The sequence below is a fragment of the Arenibacter sp. P308M17 genome, from assembly GCF_003426735.1.
Classification (GTDB): domain Bacteria; phylum Bacteroidota; class Bacteroidia; order Flavobacteriales; family Flavobacteriaceae; genus Arenibacter.
The window spans coordinates 332,291-352,152 of record NZ_QVON01000005.1; the positions used below are offsets into that span (position 1 = coordinate 332,291).

A 19,862-nucleotide genomic window follows, 5' to 3' on the forward strand; every position below is an offset into this window, starting at 1 on the left:
ACTTATCGGGAGTTTTGAAAATTTTGCTAATGGATATTTCATACTTGTGTGATCAATTAATTATAAAAAATATATTTCCTGTCCAATTACCTTTGGGCATGGCTTTTGGAAGGCGGGATCCTTGGCCATACCCCTGTAATTGGTTATTGCTTTTTAATTTTAAGTTCGTTATACCGATGGTTAGGCCGCGGCTCCCTGTCCTTGTTTTTTTGAGGCCCGTACCCAAAACCAAAGTATGGTAAAGAGGACGATCAATATAGCAGGGAAGGCCACCATGGTACCCAATGTAGCCTGCCCGGATACTAGTTCCAATTCATCTCCGGTAAATCCTGCGGCAGCGGCCTCAGCCTTGTCTGCATCTATCCATCCTCCAATAAAAGGTTGAAATATGGAAGAGGAAAACATTCCCACAGCACCAATAATCGACAGACCCAGGGCACCACTTTTTGGGATTTTATCGGCAATAAAGCCAATCATGTTTGGCCAGAAATAGGCGATACCCAGAGCAAAGAAGATAGCTGCTACATAGGCCATGGTTCCTGTTTGGGTACTAAAAAGGTAGATTCCCAAGGTGGCCAAAACGGCAGATCCCAAAAGTACTCCTGTCTGGTCGAATTTATGGACAATTTCTCCTCCAAAATATCGGGCTACTGCCATTAGGCCCGTGGTCAAGGCCAATATAATCATAGGTTTGGCGCCACTCTTTGCCAAGATAATGCCTACCCATTGTTGTGGGCCAAATTCAGAAATGGCTGTCAAGGACATACAGATTATCATAAATATAAACAGCGGGGACAACATGGCCTTGAAATTTCCACTAAGTGTAGCGGCAGCCTCCACTTTGGCACTTGGCCAAGTTTGTCCAAAAAACAAATAGGCATAGATCAATGTAGGGATCAAAATGAACCAGATCTGGGTTTCCCAGCTCAATCCGGAGCTGGTCATAAATTCGGAAAGAAGACTTCCGATCATGATACCTCCAGGAAACCACATATGGAAACGGTTCATCATTTTACTCATCCTTGTACCGGAATAGGCGTCCGCAATCATGGGGTTACAGGCAGCTTCGGTACATCCGTTGCCCAGTCCTATCAATAAGGTGGAGATGAGCAAGCCCGCATAACTGCCGGAATAGATGGTCAGAATAATTCCTAGGGCATGTGCAAAAAAGGCAAATTGCATAATGGCCTTTCCTCCAACCTTATGGTAGATTAAACCTCCAATAACCATAGATATCGGAAAACCAAAAAACCACATTGAATTGATAAAGCCAAGTTGTTCTGCGCTTAAACTTAGTTCCTCTCCCAACTGTGGAAGAATCCCGGCCCTGATACTAAAAGAAAAGGCGGTGGTAATTAATGCGAAACAGCTACCGTAAAACAGTCTGTTGGCATTGTTTTTTTGTTGATCATTTGAATGTTCCATTGGATGTAATAGATTTTTGATTAGGTGGTGTATAATTTAATTTTTGATTTCAGCGTATAAGTTTAATCTCTTTTTTACAATAATCATAATTTATTTTTAATTGTTTTGTCAAATAAAAAATTAATGACTACCTATTTTGCGCTTTTATTACCTGAGCTCTAATCATTTGTTCATGATAAAATCATGGCCCTTTCCTGTTAAAAAATTAAAAGCTGATAAATTTAAACTTTAAAGATTTTTGAAAGTTCCTGTTTCCTGCTAAATGATGGTACTTTTTTGTCTTAACAATAAATAGGTGCCTTGGCCATAAATTCGATTGGCGTTATAGCAATTCATAGGTATAATATATAAGGAAGTACTTTGGAAATTATTGTATAAGGCAATTCCGGATGAGTCGGGAAGGGTAAAATAGGCTTATAAATGGTCCTATGCTTGCTGTAAATTGTATTTCAGTAATGGGGATTGACTTTATACGGATTTTAAATTGGGATAGATACGGTTAGATTGTAGTCCATATTATTGACGCCTAGGAAATACTGGTTTTTATGTTCAGGAACAATTTTCGGTACTCATGGGGGCTCATATGTACGATTGCCTTGAACTGCCTGTTGAAATTGGATAGGGCATTAAAACCACACTCATAACTTATTTGCGAAATATTTAAATTATCTTCCAACAACAATTTTCTGGAATGCCCTATTCGGATTTCATTTACAAAGCGGGTAAATGTTTTATTGGCCCTGGGTTTAAAATAGCGGCAGAAAGAAGTGGTGGTCATATTGAGCATTTCCGATATTTCTTCCAATGATATTTTGGTCTTGAAATTGGACATTACGTAGTCATAGACAATCCGCATTTTGTCGGCATCATCGCCTTTGAACACATTGGTGTACCCCGGACTGGACAATAGATGGTGTTCTTCACTGTTGGCCAGGATATCTATTATTTCAAATAGTTTTATAATTCTCCGAAAACCTTGTTCGTTATTAATTTTGAGTAAAAGTTTATTTATTTTATTTCGGGTTTCCCCATAAAATTCCATCCCTCTCATCGAATTTTCCACAAACTTGTTGATATTATAAAATTCTTCCTTGCCCAACAGGGATTCACTAAAAAGGTCGTGGTCAAAATAAATTACCAAGCCTCTGGTAGAAAGTTTGCTGTTCTTTTCAAAATAGGCGTCATCGCTACGCCATAAATGGGGGAGGTTGGGACCGGTAACAACCAGGTCGCCCTTTTCAAAAGATTGAACATGGTCCCCAACAAATCTGGTTCCTTTGCCCTCTGCTATCAATGATATTTGGTAATCGGGATGAAAATGCCAGTTTGGATTGAAGTAGGGGCCTACCATATCCTTATAAATAAAAGTTTCTTTAGTGGTCAGTGTTTTTTCAATGTTGGGGGTACTCATAAATTTCCTGATTGAATTTTATTTTGGCTAATTTAAGACAAAAAAGTGTCATCTTTTAGTAAGATAGAGGGAATATCCAAGCAGATAGTATTTTAGATTTGTAAGGATAAGTTTTTATTGTCAAATTTTATCAGGATGAATTTTAGGAATAGTGTATAAAATTCGATAATAAATTTGGATATTGATAAACAATATCGCTTAGTGTCCTGTCAACATTTCAATGACCCATAGGTTTAGGATTGACCGGACACTAGAGCGGTCGTAATGGGAAAAGTGGATACATCAGGTATGAAAGATTTGTATTATTATGTTGGAATTGTTAATTTACAGGTATTCTTTTTTTAGGAATTCCATAAGGAATGGCATAGGGCCATTGGTTGTGGTTTTCATGCTTGTTTCCTGTGGTAATTACGATAGCAAAGTCAATCCGGTCTTAGCCCAGGGAAATTCGGAGCGTTCGGTGGCAAAAGCGGGCATATTGGAATTGGATAACGCTCGTCCCATTATGGACGGGGAAGCTTTTAAAAATGAAAGGAGTCCAGATGAATACCGTGTAACATACAATGATCTGGAAGGCCCTGGAAAAGGCAGGCATATTGTTTTTATCGCTACGGATCACGAATATAGGGGAGAAGAAACCTTGCCCGCCCTGGCAAGGATCTTGGCCAAAAGATATGGTTTCAGCTGTACGGTGATATGGGCCTTGGACCAGAATGGCCATATCTTTCCCGGGGGATCGGATCTAAAGGGGCTGGAAGTCCTTGAGGAGGCGGACCTTATGGTAATGTTCATGAGGTTTGCCAATTTTGAAGACGGACAAATGCAATATATAGATGATTATTTACAAAGGGGTGGGGCCGTAATAGGTTTGCGGACTACTACCCATGCTTTTAAAAATGCCGATAACCCTAATTGGAAACATTATGACTACAGGTATGATGGGGATAAAGAGGCTTGGCAGGGCGGATTTGGAGAGTTGGTGTTAGGGGAGACCTGGGTAGGCCACTATGGCAAGAACCATCAGCAGGCTTCCAAATTTATTTTGGAAGAGAACAATAGGGAACATCCCATAATGCGAGGGGTACACAATGCATGGGCCCAATGCGGAGGATATAATGCCTACCCCCAGGGCAAGGACTTGAAGATATTGGCCCGCGGAAGGGTATTGAACGGAATGACCCCTGATGCGGAGCCGGATCCGGACAAGGAAGAGCTTCCAGTTGCCTGGGTCAGAACCTACCAATTGGAATCAGGTAAGCCCGGAAGGGCGTTTACAACGACCCATGGCGCTTCCGAAGATATATTGAGCGAGGGATTCAGAAGAATGCTTATTAACGCCTGTTTCTGGGGATTGGGGATGGAAGAAGATATAAAAGGGGATAATCCGATAGATTTTGTAGGGGCCTACGAACCTACTACCTTTAATTTTGAAGGATATCAAAAAAATGTAAAGCCTTCCGACCTGAAGGGGTGGGAATCGGTAATAATGCCGAGAAAATAATATAATGAATAAAAACTGAGGTTATGCCAGAAAACAATTATCCAAAACTCCACAACGCTTCGTGGCCCGGTGTGGTAGGAAAAGGACCTGATTCAGAGCCACCAATTTCAATAGATACCATGATAGAGCTCACTGCCAATGCAGAGGTGGACGGAGTTAAATTTGACGGATTCGACCTTTTTGCTGCGGATCCCCATTTGGATATCGATTCCAATGATGATGGGATAAAAAAAATGGCCGATAAGGCGAGATCCAAAAATCTTGAAATAGGAAGTTTGGTAGCCCCGGTATGGGCAGGAACGGGAGGAGGTTCCGCAATGGGATCCAGGGAAGAACGCAATCAATTCGTTACCCAGGTTCGCAAGGCCTGTATTATTGGAAAAAAACTACGGGATCTCGGGATACGTCCCAACGGGGTAATAAGAATAGACTCGTCCGTTGATCCCCATAGTTGGGCCGCCGACCCCGTGGCCAACACCAAATTAATTGCCCAAACCTTCCGTGAGGCCTGCGATGTGGCCGCCGATTACGGGGAGTCCTTAGCTGCCGAAGGTGAAATTTGCTGGGGGGGAATGCACGGTTGGAAGACCATGGTGAACACCCTTGAGGCCGTAGATAGGCCCAACATTGGGTTTCAGGCCGATATGGCACATACCTTATTGTACCTTTTGGGGTATAATAAGGAGGACGAAAGAATCTTGCCCAAAGACTTCGATTGGAAAGATCGGGCTACATTGACCGAAGGCCTTAAGACCGTTACGGCCGCACTTCGCCCATGGACCATTGATTTTCACGTGGCCCAAAATGATGGTACGGTGTTCGGGTCCGGTTCCCATGATAAAACGGGAAGACATTGCCAGGCATCGGATCCCAATGGAAAATTGGACATCGCCGTGGATGCCGGCCATTGGTTACGCGATGAAAACGGCAACCTCACCAAAAAAATCAGACATATCTGTTGGGATGGGTGTATGTTCCCCAATGATGTTATGATGCGGCCCAAAACTTGGAACGATATTTTGGGAGCTATGATAAAGGTGCGTCAACAGCACGGGTGGTATGAGGCGCCTTAAGACAAAAGGTCTTTTAAACATTTGTTAAGCTGAAATTTTAATTCAAAATAAAAAATAGAGTACACATGTCAAGTAAGAAAGAATTACGAATAGGATTGGTAGGTTACGGATTTATGGGAAGAACCCATTCCAACGGTTATCGGAGAGTGGGTAATTTTTTTCCCGAACTGGAATACCGACCCGTATTAAAAGCAATTTGCGGGCGCAACCTGGAACGTACCCAGGCCTTTGCGGATCAATGGGGCTATGAATCCGTAGAAACCGATTGGAGAAAGCTTATTGCCCGTGATGATATTGATGCCATTGATATATGTACCCCTAACAATATGCACGCCGAAATTGCCATTGCGGCCGCAGAGGCGGGAAAAATGGTTTTATGTGAAAAACCTTTGGCGCGCACCGTGGCAGAAGCCCAGCCAATGGTAGATGCCATTGAAAAGGCAGGAGTGCCCAACACCGTTTATTTCAATTATAGGAGGCTGCCATCGGTAACTTTGGCGAAACAACTTATAGATGCGGGCAAACTGGGTAAAATATTTCATTATAGGGCCAACTTCTTACAGGATTGGACCATTAGTCCGGAACTCCCACAGGGCGGGGAGGGCTTATGGCGATTGGATAACGACGCGGCCGGGTCCGGTGTTACGGGCGACTTGCTCGCACATTGTATAGATACTGCCATGTGGTTAAACGGGGGGATAAAGGATGTTTCCGCCATGACCGAAACCTTTATTAAAGAAAGGGTACATACCGGTACGGGAGAAAAGCAGAAGGTAACCATAGATGATGCCTGTATGTTCCACTGTCATTTTGATAATGGATCCTTGGGTCTTTTTGAATCCACAAGGTACGCCAGAGGACACAAGGCGTTATATACTTTTGAAATAAACGGGGAGCATGCCTCCATAAAATGGAACTTGCACGACTTGAGCCGTTTGGAGTATTTTGATCATAGGGATGAATCCCAGGAGAGGGGTTGGCGTTCCATCCATGTTACCGATGGGGACCATCCTTATATGGATAAATGGTGGGTACCCGGACTATCCATTGGGTATGAGCATAGTTTTGTACACCAGATAGCAGACTTTTTAAAAGCCTTACAGGAAGGAAAACCGTGTTCACCTACATTTAGGGAAGCCCAAGAAACGCAGAAAGTCTGTGAAGCCGTATTGGAATCGGCAAGAACCAAAAGTTGGAAGGACACTGGTGTAAAATGGTAACCTCAAACTTTACCGGATACGGGAAGTTCACTTTTTGGATTTGAACTATCAATTTTTAAATTTTATTGTGAACCGGAAATTAAAATTAACTTTAGTACATGACAAAAAAAGCTTGAACAAGGTTTCTCGGAAAATCCGTTTTACCCCGACCCTAAAAGGTGCTTGATTTTCCTCGATTTCTCCCTTTAGGGATGGGGTATAAAATTGAGTAAAATTTTACTGAATTGAATTTTGTCACTTACTAAGAAAATGAATAAATTTTTACTATGAGTAATTCTATAAAAGGGTTTTGTCTTCAATCCAACGAAAAAATATATCCGAACAGCGGTCAATCGGTCCTTAGTAATTCTGCAGTTGTAGATATGGAAATGCCTCCCTTAAAGGAAGGGGAAATATTAGCGAAAACCCTGTACACGGGAATTTGCGGTTCGGACAATAGCGCTACTATTGGAAAGGCCAATTTTGATTGGGTGCAACGTCCAAGGGTTATTGGGCACGAGTTTAGCGCCGAGGTGTTGGAGTTGGGGCCCGGGGACCACGGTGACCTTAAGGTGGGGGATATTTTTACGCCCTTGGCCATGTTGGGGTGCAGGGAAGAGGATTGTCCGGCCTGCAGTGTGTCCAAATGGAATTTATGCCCAAAAAAGGAAATAATCGGTTTTCATAGAAACGGGGGGTTCGGACAACAAGTAGTATTGGAGTCGGATCGTGTGGTGCCATTAATGAAAGGCCTAAGCCCCGCCCAAGGTGCCTTGGTAGAGCCTCTGTCCATAATTACCAACGCCCTTTACAATAAGTGCGATATTAAGCCGGGACAGGATGTAGTAGTGACCGGCTGCGGAATCATAGGCATGATGTCCGCAGAAGTGGCACGTGCAGCAGGGGCAAGGGTGGCCGTAACTGGTATTGCGCACGATAGGGATATCCGATTAAAGAGGGCCAAGGAAAGAGGTTTTATCACCATAGAAGTGTCGCCCGAAAATACATTGACCTCCCAATTGCAAAATGGTATTACCGATGAGCACGGTATTCCCTTTGGTACCAATGGAAAAGTGGATCTTGTTATAGAATGTTCCGGTGTTCCACCGGTACTATCAGAGGCCGTAGGAGTTGTAAGGCCGGAAGGGGATATTTGCGTTATTGCCACCTATGGCACGGATGTACAGATCAATGCCACGCACCTTACCCGTACCTCCTTGAACATGAGGGGGTCCATGGGGTCTTGCAGGGCAGACTATATGGCCGCACAAAAATTGATGGTTACCGGTATTTTTCCTTCTGAGCATTATACGGATTACTATGATTTTAAGGACATCAACCAAGCTTTTGAGGATTCGATAAAGGCTAACAATATGAAGGCCGTTGTAAAAATGAACTAACCATTTATTTGTTCTTGCACGGGCCTACAACCTAATTTTAAAAAACAGCATTAAGGATTATGCATAAAATATTTATCACCGGAGGTACCGGCTGTATAGGATCGGTCACTATTTATAAGCTTCTACAATCCAAGGAGGTGGGGAAAATTGTTATTGCGACCCGCTCCAACAATGTGGACCCATTAAAATTATGGCTCCCTGATGACTTGGATTCCCGTTTGGAGTTCGTTACCCTGGATGTTTCCAATTATAAAGAGATGGAAAACGTATTGTTGACGGTAGATCCTACGCACATTATTCATTTGGGGGCATACCAAAGTCCGGATTGTTCCCGTGACCATATAGGTGGAATGGAAATAAATACCGGAGGCACCATGGCTCTTTTTGATGCTGCCGAAAAATTGACCAATCTCAAACGATTTGTTTTTGCCAGCTCGGCCGCGGTCTACGGTATGAGGTCCATGTACCCCCAGGATATAATAAATGAGGACGTTCCATTGGCCCCGCCCAACCACTACGGTATTTGGAAATTGTCCGGGGAACATTTGGCACGTTTGTTTCATGATAATACTAAAATACCCACCGTATGTCTTAGGTTGAACACCACCTACGGAAAGGGAAGGGACAAAGGGAAGACCTCCGCCCCTACCAATGCTCTAAAGGCTATAGTACTGGGGGCAGTGGAAGGAAAGGTAATTCCTTTCGAAATGCCTTACCAGGGAAGGGAAAATTACCATTTTGTAGAGGATGTGGGAGCTCAATTCGCGGCTTGTGCCCTACAGCCCTACGAAGGTTTTGGAGCCTTCAATATACAGGGAGAGACTATTCCGATAACCTCATTTCTCAATATTATAAAAGAACAGGCCACCCTTTTGGGTATGGGAGATTATGCGTCACTTTCGGTTACCGAGGGGGCTCCGCCCAACCTTTTCGTTTGCGATTTGGACCATAGTAAAATAGCGGGCACATTCAAAAATTTGCCATTGACGGAAATAGCGGAGGGAATACGAAAATCATTGCTAGAGTTTAAGTCAATGGCCGAAAAGGGCAACTTAAAATATTCTACGGCTACCTCATGAAAGATATAGGAATAGGATTTATTGGAGCGGGAGATATTGCAGATCTGCATGCGGAGGCCATAAATGGTTTGCCAGGAGCCCAATTGGTGGGCCTTTGGAACAGAACCTTTGAGAAGGGGGCAAAAAAAGCTAAGATTTTCGGGTGTAAAACATATAAAACGGAGGATGAATTGTTCCTGGACCCCCAAATAGATGCTGTTTTCATATTGACCAATATGGAAACACATTGTGATTATACCATTAGGGCGGCAAAGGCAGGAAAGCATATATTGGTGGAAAAACCGGCAGCCTCCACTATTGCAGAATTGGAGCTTATGCAGGAAGCCGTTAAAATGGCAGGGGTCAAATGTATGCCGGTCCATAATTATATTTACGAAACGGGGATCAAAAGGGCAAAATCCATGATCGAGAGCGGTAAATTGGGCGATATTTCCCAATTCTATATGATGTACAATATACATCATGCCGAGGATGTCAGGGCCCGTTACCCTGGTGTTATTCGGCAGATATTGACCCATCACAGTTATACCATGCTGTATTTGGCGGGACAACCAAAAACAGTTTCATGTATAAAGCATACTTTGGATACGACCATTGCTCCGCAAGAAAATGTGGCCATGGCCAATATTAAAATGCAAAATGGCACCCTGAGCCATTTATCGGCCAGTTTTGCCAATGATGATCACGCAGGAGATCCCTGGACCTGTATCATTAAGGTTATCGGTACCAAAGGAAGTACGCGTTACAGTTATAGGGATTGGGTAATCAATGAACCTAACGGACCCCATTCGCAGACGTATCAGTGTTACCCGGAATCCATAAAGAATACGGCCACACATTTTATCAACAATGTAGTCCGGAATAATGAGTTACCGCTTTCAAGCCTTGAAGATGCCATTACATGTCAGCGGATTATAGAGGCCTGTGAAAAATCCGAGAAAGAAGGAATACACGTGAATATCAATTAATTATATACCAAATAAAGATGAAAATCAATAAAAACGTTGCTGCAGGACATTGGTTCCTAATGCTTTTCCTGCTCCTTGGACTATATAGCTGTAGTGAAGAGGAAGACAACACTTTGAAAATTTCCCCTAACTCCCATATTGTTTTGGTGGGGAATAATTTGGGGTCCCGTATGATGAACTTTGGGCATTTTGAAACGGAAATGCAACTACGGTTTCCCGAAGATTCCCTGTTTATCCGCAATATGTGCGATGGCGGTAATACACCTGGTTTTAGACCGCATTCATCGCGTAACTCCCCATGGGCTTTTCCAGGGGCCGAAAAATTTGAACATGAGTCGGGACAGGCCATCCATTTTGAGGATGATGACAACGGGGGTCGGTCCGGCCCTATAGGTCATTTTCCCTCTCCTGATGAATGGATAACCAGCCTAAAGGCCGATATCATCATCGGTTTTTTTGGGTATCCAGAATCTTTTGAAGGACCGGAAGGGGTGGATAATTATAAGGAGGAATTACGTGCTTTTATAAAGCATACCCTAAGTCAAAAATATAACGGTAGCACTCCTCCACAATTGGCGCTGGTGTCGCCCATTGCCTTTGAGGATCTCTCCGATAAGATGGATTTGCCCGATGGCAAAAAGGAGAATGGCAACCTTGAGCTTTATACGGCTGCCATGAAGGATGTGGCCACTGAAGAGGGCGTTCTCCTAGTAGATGCCTATGGGGCAACCAAGGAATGGTACCAAACGGAAAGTACGGATTTGACCCAGGACGGATTTCAATTGACCGATATCGGTTACCGGAAGTTTGCCAAACTGTTGGCCGATAAAGTTTTCGGAAACATGGAAAGTAAGGCAGAAGAGCACCGCGAATTGGTCAATGAAGCAGTGAACGAGAAAAACTGGTTCTGGCATAACGATTTTAAGATCCCTAACGGTGTTCACGCCTATGGTAGGCGTTATGATCCGTTCGGTCCCGATAATTACCCTTACGAAATTGAGAAAATACGTCAGATGACCGCTATAAGGGATACGGCCATTTGGCAGGCCCTGGAGGGTACTAAAATGGATTTGGCCAAAAGTGATGCCAAAACCAGAACCTTGCCCGAGGTACAGACCAATTACAAGGCCAGCGACAAAAATGGAACCCCGGAATATTTATACGGCCAGGATGCACTGGACAAAATTAAACCGGCACCTGGTTATAAGGTTGAGCTTTTTGCTTCGGAAGTGGAGTTTCCGGATCTGGCCAATCCAGTGCAGGTTTCCTTTGATAATAAGGGAAGGCTTTGGGTGGCGGTCATGCCAAGTTATCCGCATTATAAGCCCGGTGATAGTAAGCCCAACGATAAATTATTGATTTTAGAGGATACGGATGGCGATAACAAGGCAGACAAGCAGACCATTTTTGCGGACGGACTTCATTTGACCATCGGTTTTGAATTTGCGCCCGAAGGCGTTTATCTATCACAAGGTACCAACTTGGTACTTTTAAAGGATACGGATGGGGATGATAAGGCCGATGAAAAGGAAATTGTTCTAAGTGGTTTTGATGATCATGATACACACCATGCCATTAGTGCCTTTACGGCCGATCCTTCCGGTGCCATCTATATGGGAGAAGGGGTATTTCTACATACCAATGTGGAAACCGCCTACGGAACCGTTAGGGGCACCAATGGTGGCTTCTATAGGTATAGCCCACAACGGCATTATTTGGAACGTACGGCACAACTGCCCATTCCAAATCCATGGGGCATTGCCTTCGATGATTGGGGACAACCATTTTTTGAGCATACTTCTGGACCGGCTGCTACCTGGATGATGCCGGGGACCATTGTGCCCAGGTACGGTGTAAGTTCGCCCTTACCGGAAAACCTTATAGAAAAAGACCATTTGGTGAGACCCACCTCTGGATTGGAATTTGTGTCGAGTAGGCATTTTCCCGATGCGGCGCAGGGCAATATGTTGATCGCCAATACCATCGGATTTTTGGGGATCAAGGAACATTCCATGGTAGATGATACTAAAACGGCCGGTTATGTTAGTAAACATCAGGAGGATCTTATTTCTGCAAGCGATAAGAATTTTAGACCTGTGGATATGGAATTTGCCCCGGATGGTTCCCTGTACTTCATAGATTGGCACAATGTACTTATTGGGCATATGCAGCACAATGCACGCGATCCGCTCCGTGATCATGTTCATGGGAGGGTTTATCGTATTACCTATCCCTCCAGACCCTTGGTAGAACCTGCCAAGGTGGCTGATGCCAGTGTTGACGAGCTGTTGGAAAATCTTAAACTTCCCGAATACCGTACCCGCTATAGGACTAAAAGGGAATTGCGGGCCAGGGATGCCTCCGAAGTTCTATCCAAATTAAAAGCTTGGGTAGCAAATTTGGATACAAATAATCCTAGGTACGAACACCATGTTCTGGAAGCCCTTTGGGTTACTTGGGGCTTGGATAAGGTAGACGGTGAATTGCTAAAACAAGTGCTGAACGCCAAAGATTTTAGGGCCCGTGCTGCCGCAGTAGGAGTGTTGCGCTATGCCGGACACCAGATTCCCGATCAGGCCGAACTTCTTATGCAGGCGGCCAAGGACGATAATCCAAGGGTAAGGTTGGAAGCCTTGGTTGCCGCCTCCTGGCTGGGCAGGGATACCGGAATCCCTATAATCACCGAAGCGGGTAAAAAAGGTTTGGACAAATGGATGGAGAAACCATATGAATCGGCACTCGCACACCTAAACGGGCATAAGGCCGGAGAAGAGCCCAAGGAGGTTATAAAGACCGATCTAAAGGGAAAGGATTTGGAACTCTTGGTTGCAGGAAGGGAAATATACATGAGGGACGGCTATTGTGCCACTTGCCACCAAGCCGACGGTCAAGGCCTTGAAGCTTCCGGATTTCCTCCCCTTGCCGGGTCCGAATGGGTAACCGGTAATGAGGATCGACTTATAAAACTGACCTCCAAAGGCCTTATGGGACCCATTGTTGTAAATGGCAAGAGCTATCCCGGTCAAGTGCCCATGACCCCTTTTGAAAATTTACTTACTGCAGATGAGACTGCTGCCGTATTGACCTATATTAGAAATACCTTCGGTAACAAGGCCTCCCCAATTTCACCGGAGAAAGTGAAAGAGGTACGTGGGCAGATCAAGGATAAGAAAGGTTTTTATTCGCCGGAAGAATTGTTAAAAGAACATCCGCACGGCAAGTAGTAGGTAAGAATTTAATAATTGATTAAAAGGCCGGTTAAAGGATATCCCTTATACCGGCCTTTTTTGCTGTTAAAAAGGTTTTGGGAATCTTGAACTAATTTTTGGAGATTATCTCTATTATAGGCAATGAATAAGTAGGAGGAGGCACTTGATATCACAAATTGTGATCACAAGTTATTATCTTTAGAATATTAATGGAAAACATGAGCAATAAATTGACCATCCCGGAAGAAGTAGTTATCGGCAAGATTTATTACATCAAGGACCTGAAAGTAATGTTGGACAGTGACCTGGCTGAACTCTACGAAGTAGAAACAAGAGTATTGAACCAACAGGTAAAAAGAAATCGGGATAGGTTCCCCGAGGATTTTATGTTCCAGTTGTCCGAAATTGAATGGGAGGTCTTAAAGTCCCGAAACAGATCACCAAGTTGGGGTGGAAGAAGAAAACCGCCATACGTTTTTACAGAACATGGTGTTCTAATGCTATCGAGCGTATTGAATAGTAAAAAGGCCATTGCCGTCAATATCCAGATCATGCGGATATTTACTAAGCTGAGGGAAATGTTGACCGACAACCTACACATGAAACTGGAGATTGAGGAAATAAAAAAGAAGATTTCCAATCAAAGTAAGAACATAGAATTGGTATTTAGCTATTTGGATGAACTCGTCGATAAAAAAGATAACCCTGAACCTAGAAAACAGATAGGCTACAAGAAAAAATAATCCATTTAAATCAGCAGCCAAAGGCAAGCAGGTCTTCGGGATCAATCCCAAAAGTTTTGTAAGTATTGGAAAAAGATAGAACAAACTATCTCCAAGTTCGTGTTCTGTTCATTTTTTGTATCGTCCAATTGTAGAACATTTGCTGCGCTGAATCTTAATTTGGCGACAAATCATCGATTTAATTTCCATAACCAATTATTGAAGTCCCGGAAATAATTTAGGCCATCTAGGTCTTTTCTGCTAAGTTTTTGTTAAAAATAACTCTTTTTTAGGTTTATACATTAATAAGCCATATTATTCCCGATTAATGTGTTAAGTTTTAATATGTTTATACGACCAATAAAACTTAATGCGCTTTAAATTAATAGTTGAACAGTAAAAACTAGTTATTAAATATGGGAAGGCCGGCGACAAAACCAACGGAACTTAAGGATGGATATTATATTGAAGTCCGAAATAGAAACCAGAAAACAGGAGGTATAAAAATCAGAAGGGATACGGAGGAGCAAATGCTTCTGGCCCTGGAAGAATATAAGAAAAGCAAGGACGTAACGGTACTGGGCGAATTGAAAAATGGTAAAATGCTGGATTTGGCAGGATAACCCTTTTAAATTCAGTATGATAACGGAAACCCTGCTTTCTTTTGGGCAGGGTTGTTTTTTCATTAAAAAAGCAATTGAATACTATTGCTTCAACCCTAATGCAATTATCCGGATTGGTTTAGGGCGTAAATTTATTATTACCGATTCTATTAGGCTATTCATGAAGCTTACCGTTCAGTTTTCTTAAAATTTTAGGTATTGTTGTTATTCGGGTTAAATTAACCCTTAATTCATTAAAATGAAGACCAAGATACCTGAAAAGTAACCTATCAAGGCCAGCCAGGCCAAACGGCGGAGGTACCATAAAAAATCAATTTTCAAAATTCCCATAGCGGCCACTCCGGCGGCGGAACCTATAATAAGTACGCTTCCTCCCGTACCGGCGCAATAGGCCAAAAATGTCCAGAATTCATGGTCTTGGGGAAAGGTTTCCATGGAATACATACCCATGGCCCCGGCCACCAATGGTACGTTGTCTATTAAGGAGGACAAAAGCCCCAATAAAGTACTTGTTATGTGAAAATCTTTAAAAGTAGTTTCCAAGGCACTTCCAACAAACGTTAGGGAACCATTGGTTTCAATGGCGGCGACCGCCAATAGGATTCCCAAAAAGAAAAGAATACTAGGGGTGTCAATTCTTTGAACCGTTGCCGCAACCGATAAATGCTGCTTAAGTTCAATAGGCTTATTCTTATGCAGTATTTCCGTAATCAACCACAAAACACATAGGCTGAGCAGCATACCCATAAAAGGAGGTAAATGTGTAACCACCTTAAATACAGGTACCATTAGAAGTAGGCCTACTCCCAAAAGCAAAATAAAATTACTTTCCTTAGGTTTTATTTGTTGGATCCTAGGGGCAATAGGCACCTCTGCTTCAATGGTTTTGCCCTTAAATTGATAGGACGCTATTAGTAAAGGAACCAATAGACAGACCAAACTAGGTAGAAATACCTCGGTAATTATGGTGCCTGTGGAAACCTGACCTCCGTTCCAAAGCATAATTGTGGTAACATCTCCAATGGGCGACCAGGCCCCACCTGCATTGGCTGCAATGATGATGAATCCTGCGAAATACCAGAGGTCCGACTTGCTGGTCAAAAATTTCCTTAAAATAGCTACCATTACTATGGTAGTGGTGAGGTTGTCCAATACCGCGGATAGGAAAAAGGTGAGAATACAGAGTACCCAAAGCAGTACTAGCATGCTTCTGGTCTTTATGACCCTGAGGATAATTTCAAATCCGTTGTGGATGTCTATCAATTCAACAATGGTCATTGCTCCAAGCAGGAAGAAGAGAATTTCCGCTATTTCTTCAAAATGCTCCTTAAGTTGGGTTAGGGTTTCTGAAAAATCCACCCCCGTATGGGCAACAATAACCCATAATATTACCCCTATAAACAAGGCAGTCGCTGCCTTGTCGATCTTAACAACGTGCTCCAGGGCTATGATCATATAGCCGGCAATGAAGAGAAGGGCCGTAATTAGCATGATATTTTTTTTGGATATGAATTCTTTGTTCCCATAACTTTTATAGTTTTATCCAATTGTGGAAGGATTTTAAATACTGTGAATTATTATGATTTACCTGAAAATTTTAATGAGGTTAATTGACTTTTGGGAGAAATATGATTTAGGAATGGCTAGGTTGTCCATTCTTTTTTTTTAAGGCCAAATGGGCACTTACTCTATGAAACCTTAGGAAGATGCTATGTACATAGGAATAAACAGAATTACATCAAAGCAGTATAATAAACAATTGGATAATGGTATCTACCCACACTATAGTTTATCATATTACCAATTCTAAGGTATAAATAATAATCGTTAATAGATTGTTAAAAATATTTCTTAGCAAATATCTTAAAGAGGAGGTTATAAATTGTTTTGGCTGTTTATATTGGTGGGATTTACAGATTTGAAATCCCATAAAAAAATAGAAGGAAGTACCCTAAATAACTTGGGTTCGACTTAAAATGAAGTTCAAATAGTAGATTATCAATTATTCAAATTAATGTTTCTGTCCCTCCGGAATTGAGAGTTTTTTTTTGACGTTTATATCTCTAAATAGAGGTCTCTACTCCGCCCGACCGGACAAAATTATCATATACAGCTCATTGATAATTAAATACCGGTCGAACTCACCTTAAATAGTTTTTAAAGGTATACTATGTCTGCCCATGCCGTTCGGACAGGCCTCCCTTATTGCCGGACAGGGCCTAGGGGATAGACGGTTTCAGGAAATTTTTAAAGGTTAAAATCCTGTAATTTCATTGTTCCCGATGCTGATTGGGATTAGTTTCCAAAAACATCGGTAGGCCACAGTGAAATCTTTTTTTTACCTATTGCCTAAATATAATCCGTTCCGTTCCATAACCTCTGTCTTTGCCGGCAGGTAAGTAATTCTATTGGATATTAGTTTATTTGTCTAGAAAAGGTACTTTATAATTTTTACCAATTTCATGGGCAGGTTGTAGGGCGGATAACGGAGTGGGGCATCCACCCAATTGGCTTTTTTGATAATGGCCTTTTGGTGTGAAAAAAGGTCAAAGGATCTTTTGCCATGGTAAGCACCTATACCGCTGGCACCAACCCCTCCAAAAGGGAGATTTTTATTGGTGATCTGTATTATAGTGTCATTGATGGCCCCCCCACCAAAACTATACCTATTGATTATTTTTTTCTGGAAAGATTTGCGGTTGGAGAAGATATAGGTAGCCAAAGGTTTGCCATAATTGGTGATATGTCTATCTATATCGGCCTCATTGGCGTAGGCAATGATTGGAAGTATGGGCCCGAAAATTTCGCCTTGCATCAATTTACTGTCCAATTTAGGTTCATTTACTATGGTCGGGGACAGATAATTATCTTCATCATTGCTATCGCCACCAAAAAGAATTTCCTGGCCCGTTAACATTTCCTTTAAACCTTTATAATGGCTTTTGCTTACCGTGCGTGAAAAATCCGGCGAATTTTCTATATGTTCTCCGTAGCACTTGCCAATGTTCTGTATAAGTGCTGCTACAAGTTGGTCCTTAACGTCTTCATGAACAAGGATATAATCCGTAGCAATGCAGGTTTGGCCTGCATTTAGGAATTTCCCCCATGCGATCCGTTTTGCCGCCAAATTAATAGATGCCGTTTTATCCACTATGGTGGGGTTTTTTCCTCCCAGTTCCAAGGTTACTGGGGTGAGGTGTTTGGCCGCGGCTTCATAAACTATTTGCCCAACGCGGGTACTTCCTGTAAAAAAAATATAATCCCACTTTTCCTTCAAAAGTTTTTGGGATACCTCCACACCGCCTTCCACAACGCTAACATGTTCCGGTTTAAAGACTGCAACGATAATCTCGGAGATGATCGTTGCCGTATGCGGTGTAACTTCCGAGGGCTTTACCACAACCGTGTTCCCTGCCGCCACAGCGGCGATCATAGGGGCAAATGCCAATTGAAATGGATAGTTCCATGGAGCAATGATCAATACAGCACCATAAGGCTCCTTGTATATCCAATCCGAAGAGGGCCAATTCATTAAAGAGGCGGATTTTCTTTCGGGGACGGCCCAATGGTTTATGTTTTTCAACAACTGTTTTAGTTCCGCCAAAACAAACTGTGTTTCCGCTGCCAGGGTCTCGAACTTGGGCTTTTTAAAATCGTTGTAAATGGCTTGCGCAATATCGTCCTCACGCGCAATGATTTCTTTTTGCAACCGCTTTAAGGCTGCTTTTCGAAAGGATACGTCCTTAGTTACTTGAGTTGCAAAAAAATCACGTTGTATTTTCAATGCCTTCATGGTCTTAAGTTAATGAACTTGTATTGAGTTACCAATATTCGCTGCAAATATGTCCTTTAGGTCCATATTTTATTTTTCCTTCCCTTCCGGCCAAGCAGATTTTCTCCCCTTGGCCGCCCCCGGAGATAGCGTTATAGGTGGTCACGCTTTTGTCCAGTATCTTGGTTCTAGTGTCCTGTCAATACTACTGTGTCGTTTAAGTCACCGTTATTTTTTATCTGGGCAAGGCAAAAAAATGTTGCATAGCCGTAGCTACGGAACTGTTTTTTAACGAAGGCCAGGTGAAAAAGAACAAGACTTGGGATGGCTAAAGTAGGGTTGATAGCGCACTGGTAGCACAGCGGTCCTGCTTTCTATATCCTATACCCCTTGTTTCGGACTAGTGTTAAGTTAACCGTGAAATGACTTCTCGACTCCGCTCGAAGTGACGATCGATTGTCTGGTCGAGCGGAGTCGAGACCTAAATTAAATGACAAAACATCCTTAACATAACACTAGTTCATTTTTCATCAGTTAACGGAATCCATTTTTAGTATTTACAAAGATTCCAAGGTCAAATGAAAGAATAGGGTAGGGGTATCATAGAAATCCGGTTCCGTATGGATGCCCAGGGCCACGTTCATCGTTGTCTCGGTAATCTCTTTTAGAATTACGATATTACTGGTTTCTTTGTACCCTAGGTATTCCCCCAGGATAAGACGTTGCTTTCCCGTGAAATTGATACTTACAGGCCCAACTTGAGGATATAGTGTGTTAATGGTAAAATCATCTTCGTTAAGCTCCCAAGTAGCGTCTGCCACTGGGGTATAGGTAGCATGGGCCAAAGGTACGTTGGCAAGATCTGCTGAAACAGCGGTAATATTGGCTGCGTAAAAAGCACTGGCATGTATAATGCCCATAAGGCTTTGGCCATCAACATTATCTACTTTGTAGGTCCCGTCATGGACAAAGGTAAAGGTATCGTCATAGGAAGCTCCCAATCCTACTGCACCCAATAAATTATCAAAGGATGCAATCATAAGCCCCAGCTTATTTTCGATCAATCCGGCACCTTCCATACCCGCGGTATATGCTCTTTTTAACCTCCATGTTTTACCTTGGGGCCTTGCCGGTCCCCCTGTTAGGAGAATGTCCAGGGTAGGAAGAATAGTTACTGTTTTGGTTTCCGAGAAGGTACCGTTTGCACCGCTAACCGTCATGACCACATTGTAGGTTCCGGGACTATCAAAGGCGTACACCGGATCTTCCTCCGTGCTGCTGGAACCGTCGCCAAAATCCCAAGTAATGGAAGTAGCATTTTCAACCGTTCCGTTAAAGGTTACCACAGAACCCTCTACTAAAAATTGAAAATCCGAAAGCGGAATTTGTGGTTCATCATCATCGCTACAGTTAACCAATAGTATGGCAAGTAGAAGAAGATGGAGTTGCTTAATATTTTTCATACGATTAAAATTTCTTA

Annotated in this window: 14 protein-coding genes; 9 read left to right on the top strand and 5 right to left on the bottom strand. The window is 42.7% G+C overall.

Annotated elements, in window-relative coordinates; all coding sequences use genetic code 11:
- Positions 1 to 180 precede the first annotated feature (180 nt).
- The gene (locus D0S24_RS14075; protein WP_117020507.1) at positions 181 to 1,425 is read right to left on the bottom strand and encodes a sugar MFS transporter; all 1,245 of its coding nucleotides are present in this window, start codon (positions 1,423 to 1,425) and stop codon (positions 181 to 183) included.
- A 526-nt stretch (positions 1,426 to 1,951) separates the two neighbouring features.
- On the bottom strand, positions 1,952 to 2,836 hold the full coding sequence (locus D0S24_RS14080) for an AraC family transcriptional regulator (RefSeq protein ID WP_117020508.1): 885 nt from the start codon (positions 2,834 to 2,836) through the stop codon (positions 1,952 to 1,954).
- A 307-nt stretch (positions 2,837 to 3,143) separates the two neighbouring features.
- Between D0S24_RS14080 and D0S24_RS14085 the strand changes: the two genes are divergently transcribed.
- From D0S24_RS14085 to D0S24_RS14125, 9 genes are all read left to right on the top strand, one after another.
- Positions 3,144 to 4,337, top strand: coding sequence for a ThuA domain-containing protein (locus D0S24_RS14085; protein ID WP_220377768.1), 1,194 nt, complete (start codon positions 3,144 to 3,146; stop codon positions 4,335 to 4,337).
- 23 nt (positions 4,338 to 4,360) lie between these two features.
- Positions 4,361 to 5,410 (top strand): sugar phosphate isomerase/epimerase, encoded by a 1,050-nt coding sequence (locus D0S24_RS14090; RefSeq protein ID WP_117020509.1) that lies wholly within the window; start codon positions 4,361 to 4,363, stop codon positions 5,408 to 5,410.
- Positions 5,411 to 5,475: 65 nt separating this feature from the next.
- Positions 5,476 to 6,630, top strand: coding sequence for a Gfo/Idh/MocA family protein (locus tag D0S24_RS14095; protein WP_117020510.1), 1,155 nt, complete (start codon positions 5,476 to 5,478; stop codon positions 6,628 to 6,630).
- 266 nt (positions 6,631 to 6,896) lie between these two features.
- Positions 6,897 to 8,009, top strand: a complete 1,113-nt coding sequence (locus tag D0S24_RS14100) for a zinc-binding dehydrogenase (protein WP_117020511.1) — start codon at positions 6,897 to 6,899, stop codon at positions 8,007 to 8,009.
- A gap of 59 nt (positions 8,010 to 8,068) precedes the next feature.
- Positions 8,069 to 9,088 (top strand): NAD(P)-dependent oxidoreductase, encoded by a 1,020-nt coding sequence (locus D0S24_RS14105; RefSeq protein WP_117020512.1) that lies wholly within the window; start codon positions 8,069 to 8,071, stop codon positions 9,086 to 9,088.
- On the top strand, positions 9,085 to 10,056 hold the full coding sequence (locus tag D0S24_RS14110; protein ID WP_117020513.1) for a Gfo/Idh/MocA family protein: 972 nt from the start codon (positions 9,085 to 9,087) through the stop codon (positions 10,054 to 10,056). Before D0S24_RS14105 ends, D0S24_RS14110 begins: the two co-directional genes overlap by 4 nt.
- A 17-nt stretch (positions 10,057 to 10,073) precedes the next feature.
- On the top strand, positions 10,074 to 13,280 hold the full coding sequence (locus D0S24_RS14115) for a PVC-type heme-binding CxxCH protein (RefSeq protein WP_117020514.1): 3,207 nt from the start codon (positions 10,074 to 10,076) through the stop codon (positions 13,278 to 13,280).
- 203 nt (positions 13,281 to 13,483) lie between these two features.
- Complete coding sequence (locus tag D0S24_RS14120; RefSeq protein ID WP_117020585.1) at positions 13,484 to 14,008, top strand: ORF6N domain-containing protein; 525 nt, start codon at positions 13,484 to 13,486, stop codon at positions 14,006 to 14,008.
- A 395-nt stretch (positions 14,009 to 14,403) separates the two neighbouring features.
- Positions 14,404 to 14,610 carry a hypothetical protein gene (locus tag D0S24_RS14125; RefSeq protein ID WP_031443295.1) on the top strand — a complete coding sequence of 69 codons (207 nt, stop codon included), beginning with the start codon at positions 14,404 to 14,406 and terminating at the stop codon, positions 14,608 to 14,610.
- Between the two features lie 225 nt (positions 14,611 to 14,835).
- Here D0S24_RS14125 and nhaD read toward each other — a convergent pair whose 3' ends face one another.
- The 3 genes from nhaD to D0S24_RS14140 form a co-directional block, all read right to left on the bottom strand.
- Positions 14,836 to 16,101 (bottom strand): sodium:proton antiporter NhaD, encoded by a 1,266-nt coding sequence (nhaD, locus tag D0S24_RS14130; RefSeq protein WP_117020515.1) that lies wholly within the window; start codon positions 16,099 to 16,101, stop codon positions 14,836 to 14,838.
- 937 nt (positions 16,102 to 17,038) lie between these two features.
- Positions 17,039 to 18,403, bottom strand: coding sequence for an aldehyde dehydrogenase (locus D0S24_RS14135; RefSeq protein WP_117020516.1), 1,365 nt, complete (start codon positions 18,401 to 18,403; stop codon positions 17,039 to 17,041).
- Between the two features lie 536 nt (positions 18,404 to 18,939).
- Positions 18,940 to 19,845 carry a PKD domain-containing protein gene (locus D0S24_RS14140; RefSeq protein ID WP_181938103.1) on the bottom strand — a complete coding sequence of 302 codons (906 nt, stop codon included), beginning with the start codon at positions 19,843 to 19,845 and terminating at the stop codon, positions 18,940 to 18,942.
- Positions 19,846 to 19,862: the final 17 nt, after the last annotated feature.

Coding starts and splice junctions, on each gene's coding strand:
- D0S24_RS14135 (WP_117020516.1), bottom strand. CDS start 18,403: ATGAAGGCATTGAAAATACAACGTGATTTTTTTGCAACTCAAGTAACT.
- D0S24_RS14105 (WP_117020512.1), top strand. CDS start 8,069: ATGCATAAAATATTTATCACCGGAGGTACCGGCTGTATAGGATCGGTC.
- nhaD (WP_117020515.1), bottom strand. CDS start 16,101: ATGCTAATTACGGCCCTTCTCTTCATTGCCGGCTATATGATCATAGCC.
- D0S24_RS14125 (WP_031443295.1), top strand. CDS start 14,404: ATGGGAAGGCCGGCGACAAAACCAACGGAACTTAAGGATGGATATTAT.
- D0S24_RS14100 (WP_117020511.1), top strand. CDS start 6,897: ATGAGTAATTCTATAAAAGGGTTTTGTCTTCAATCCAACGAAAAAATA.
- D0S24_RS14120 (WP_117020585.1), top strand. CDS start 13,484: ATGAGCAATAAATTGACCATCCCGGAAGAAGTAGTTATCGGCAAGATT.
- D0S24_RS14110 (WP_117020513.1), top strand. CDS start 9,085: ATGAAAGATATAGGAATAGGATTTATTGGAGCGGGAGATATTGCAGAT.
- D0S24_RS14085 (WP_220377768.1), top strand. CDS start 3,144: ATGTTGGAATTGTTAATTTACAGGTATTCTTTTTTTAGGAATTCCATA.
- D0S24_RS14140 (WP_181938103.1), bottom strand. CDS start 19,845: ATGAAAAATATTAAGCAACTCCATCTTCTTCTACTTGCCATACTATTG.
- D0S24_RS14080 (WP_117020508.1), bottom strand. CDS start 2,836: ATGAGTACCCCCAACATTGAAAAAACACTGACCACTAAAGAAACTTTT.
- D0S24_RS14095 (WP_117020510.1), top strand. CDS start 5,476: ATGTCAAGTAAGAAAGAATTACGAATAGGATTGGTAGGTTACGGATTT.
- D0S24_RS14115 (WP_117020514.1), top strand. CDS start 10,074: ATGAAAATCAATAAAAACGTTGCTGCAGGACATTGGTTCCTAATGCTT.
- D0S24_RS14090 (WP_117020509.1), top strand. CDS start 4,361: ATGCCAGAAAACAATTATCCAAAACTCCACAACGCTTCGTGGCCCGGT.
- D0S24_RS14075 (WP_117020507.1), bottom strand. CDS start 1,425: ATGGAACATTCAAATGATCAACAAAAAAACAATGCCAACAGACTGTTT.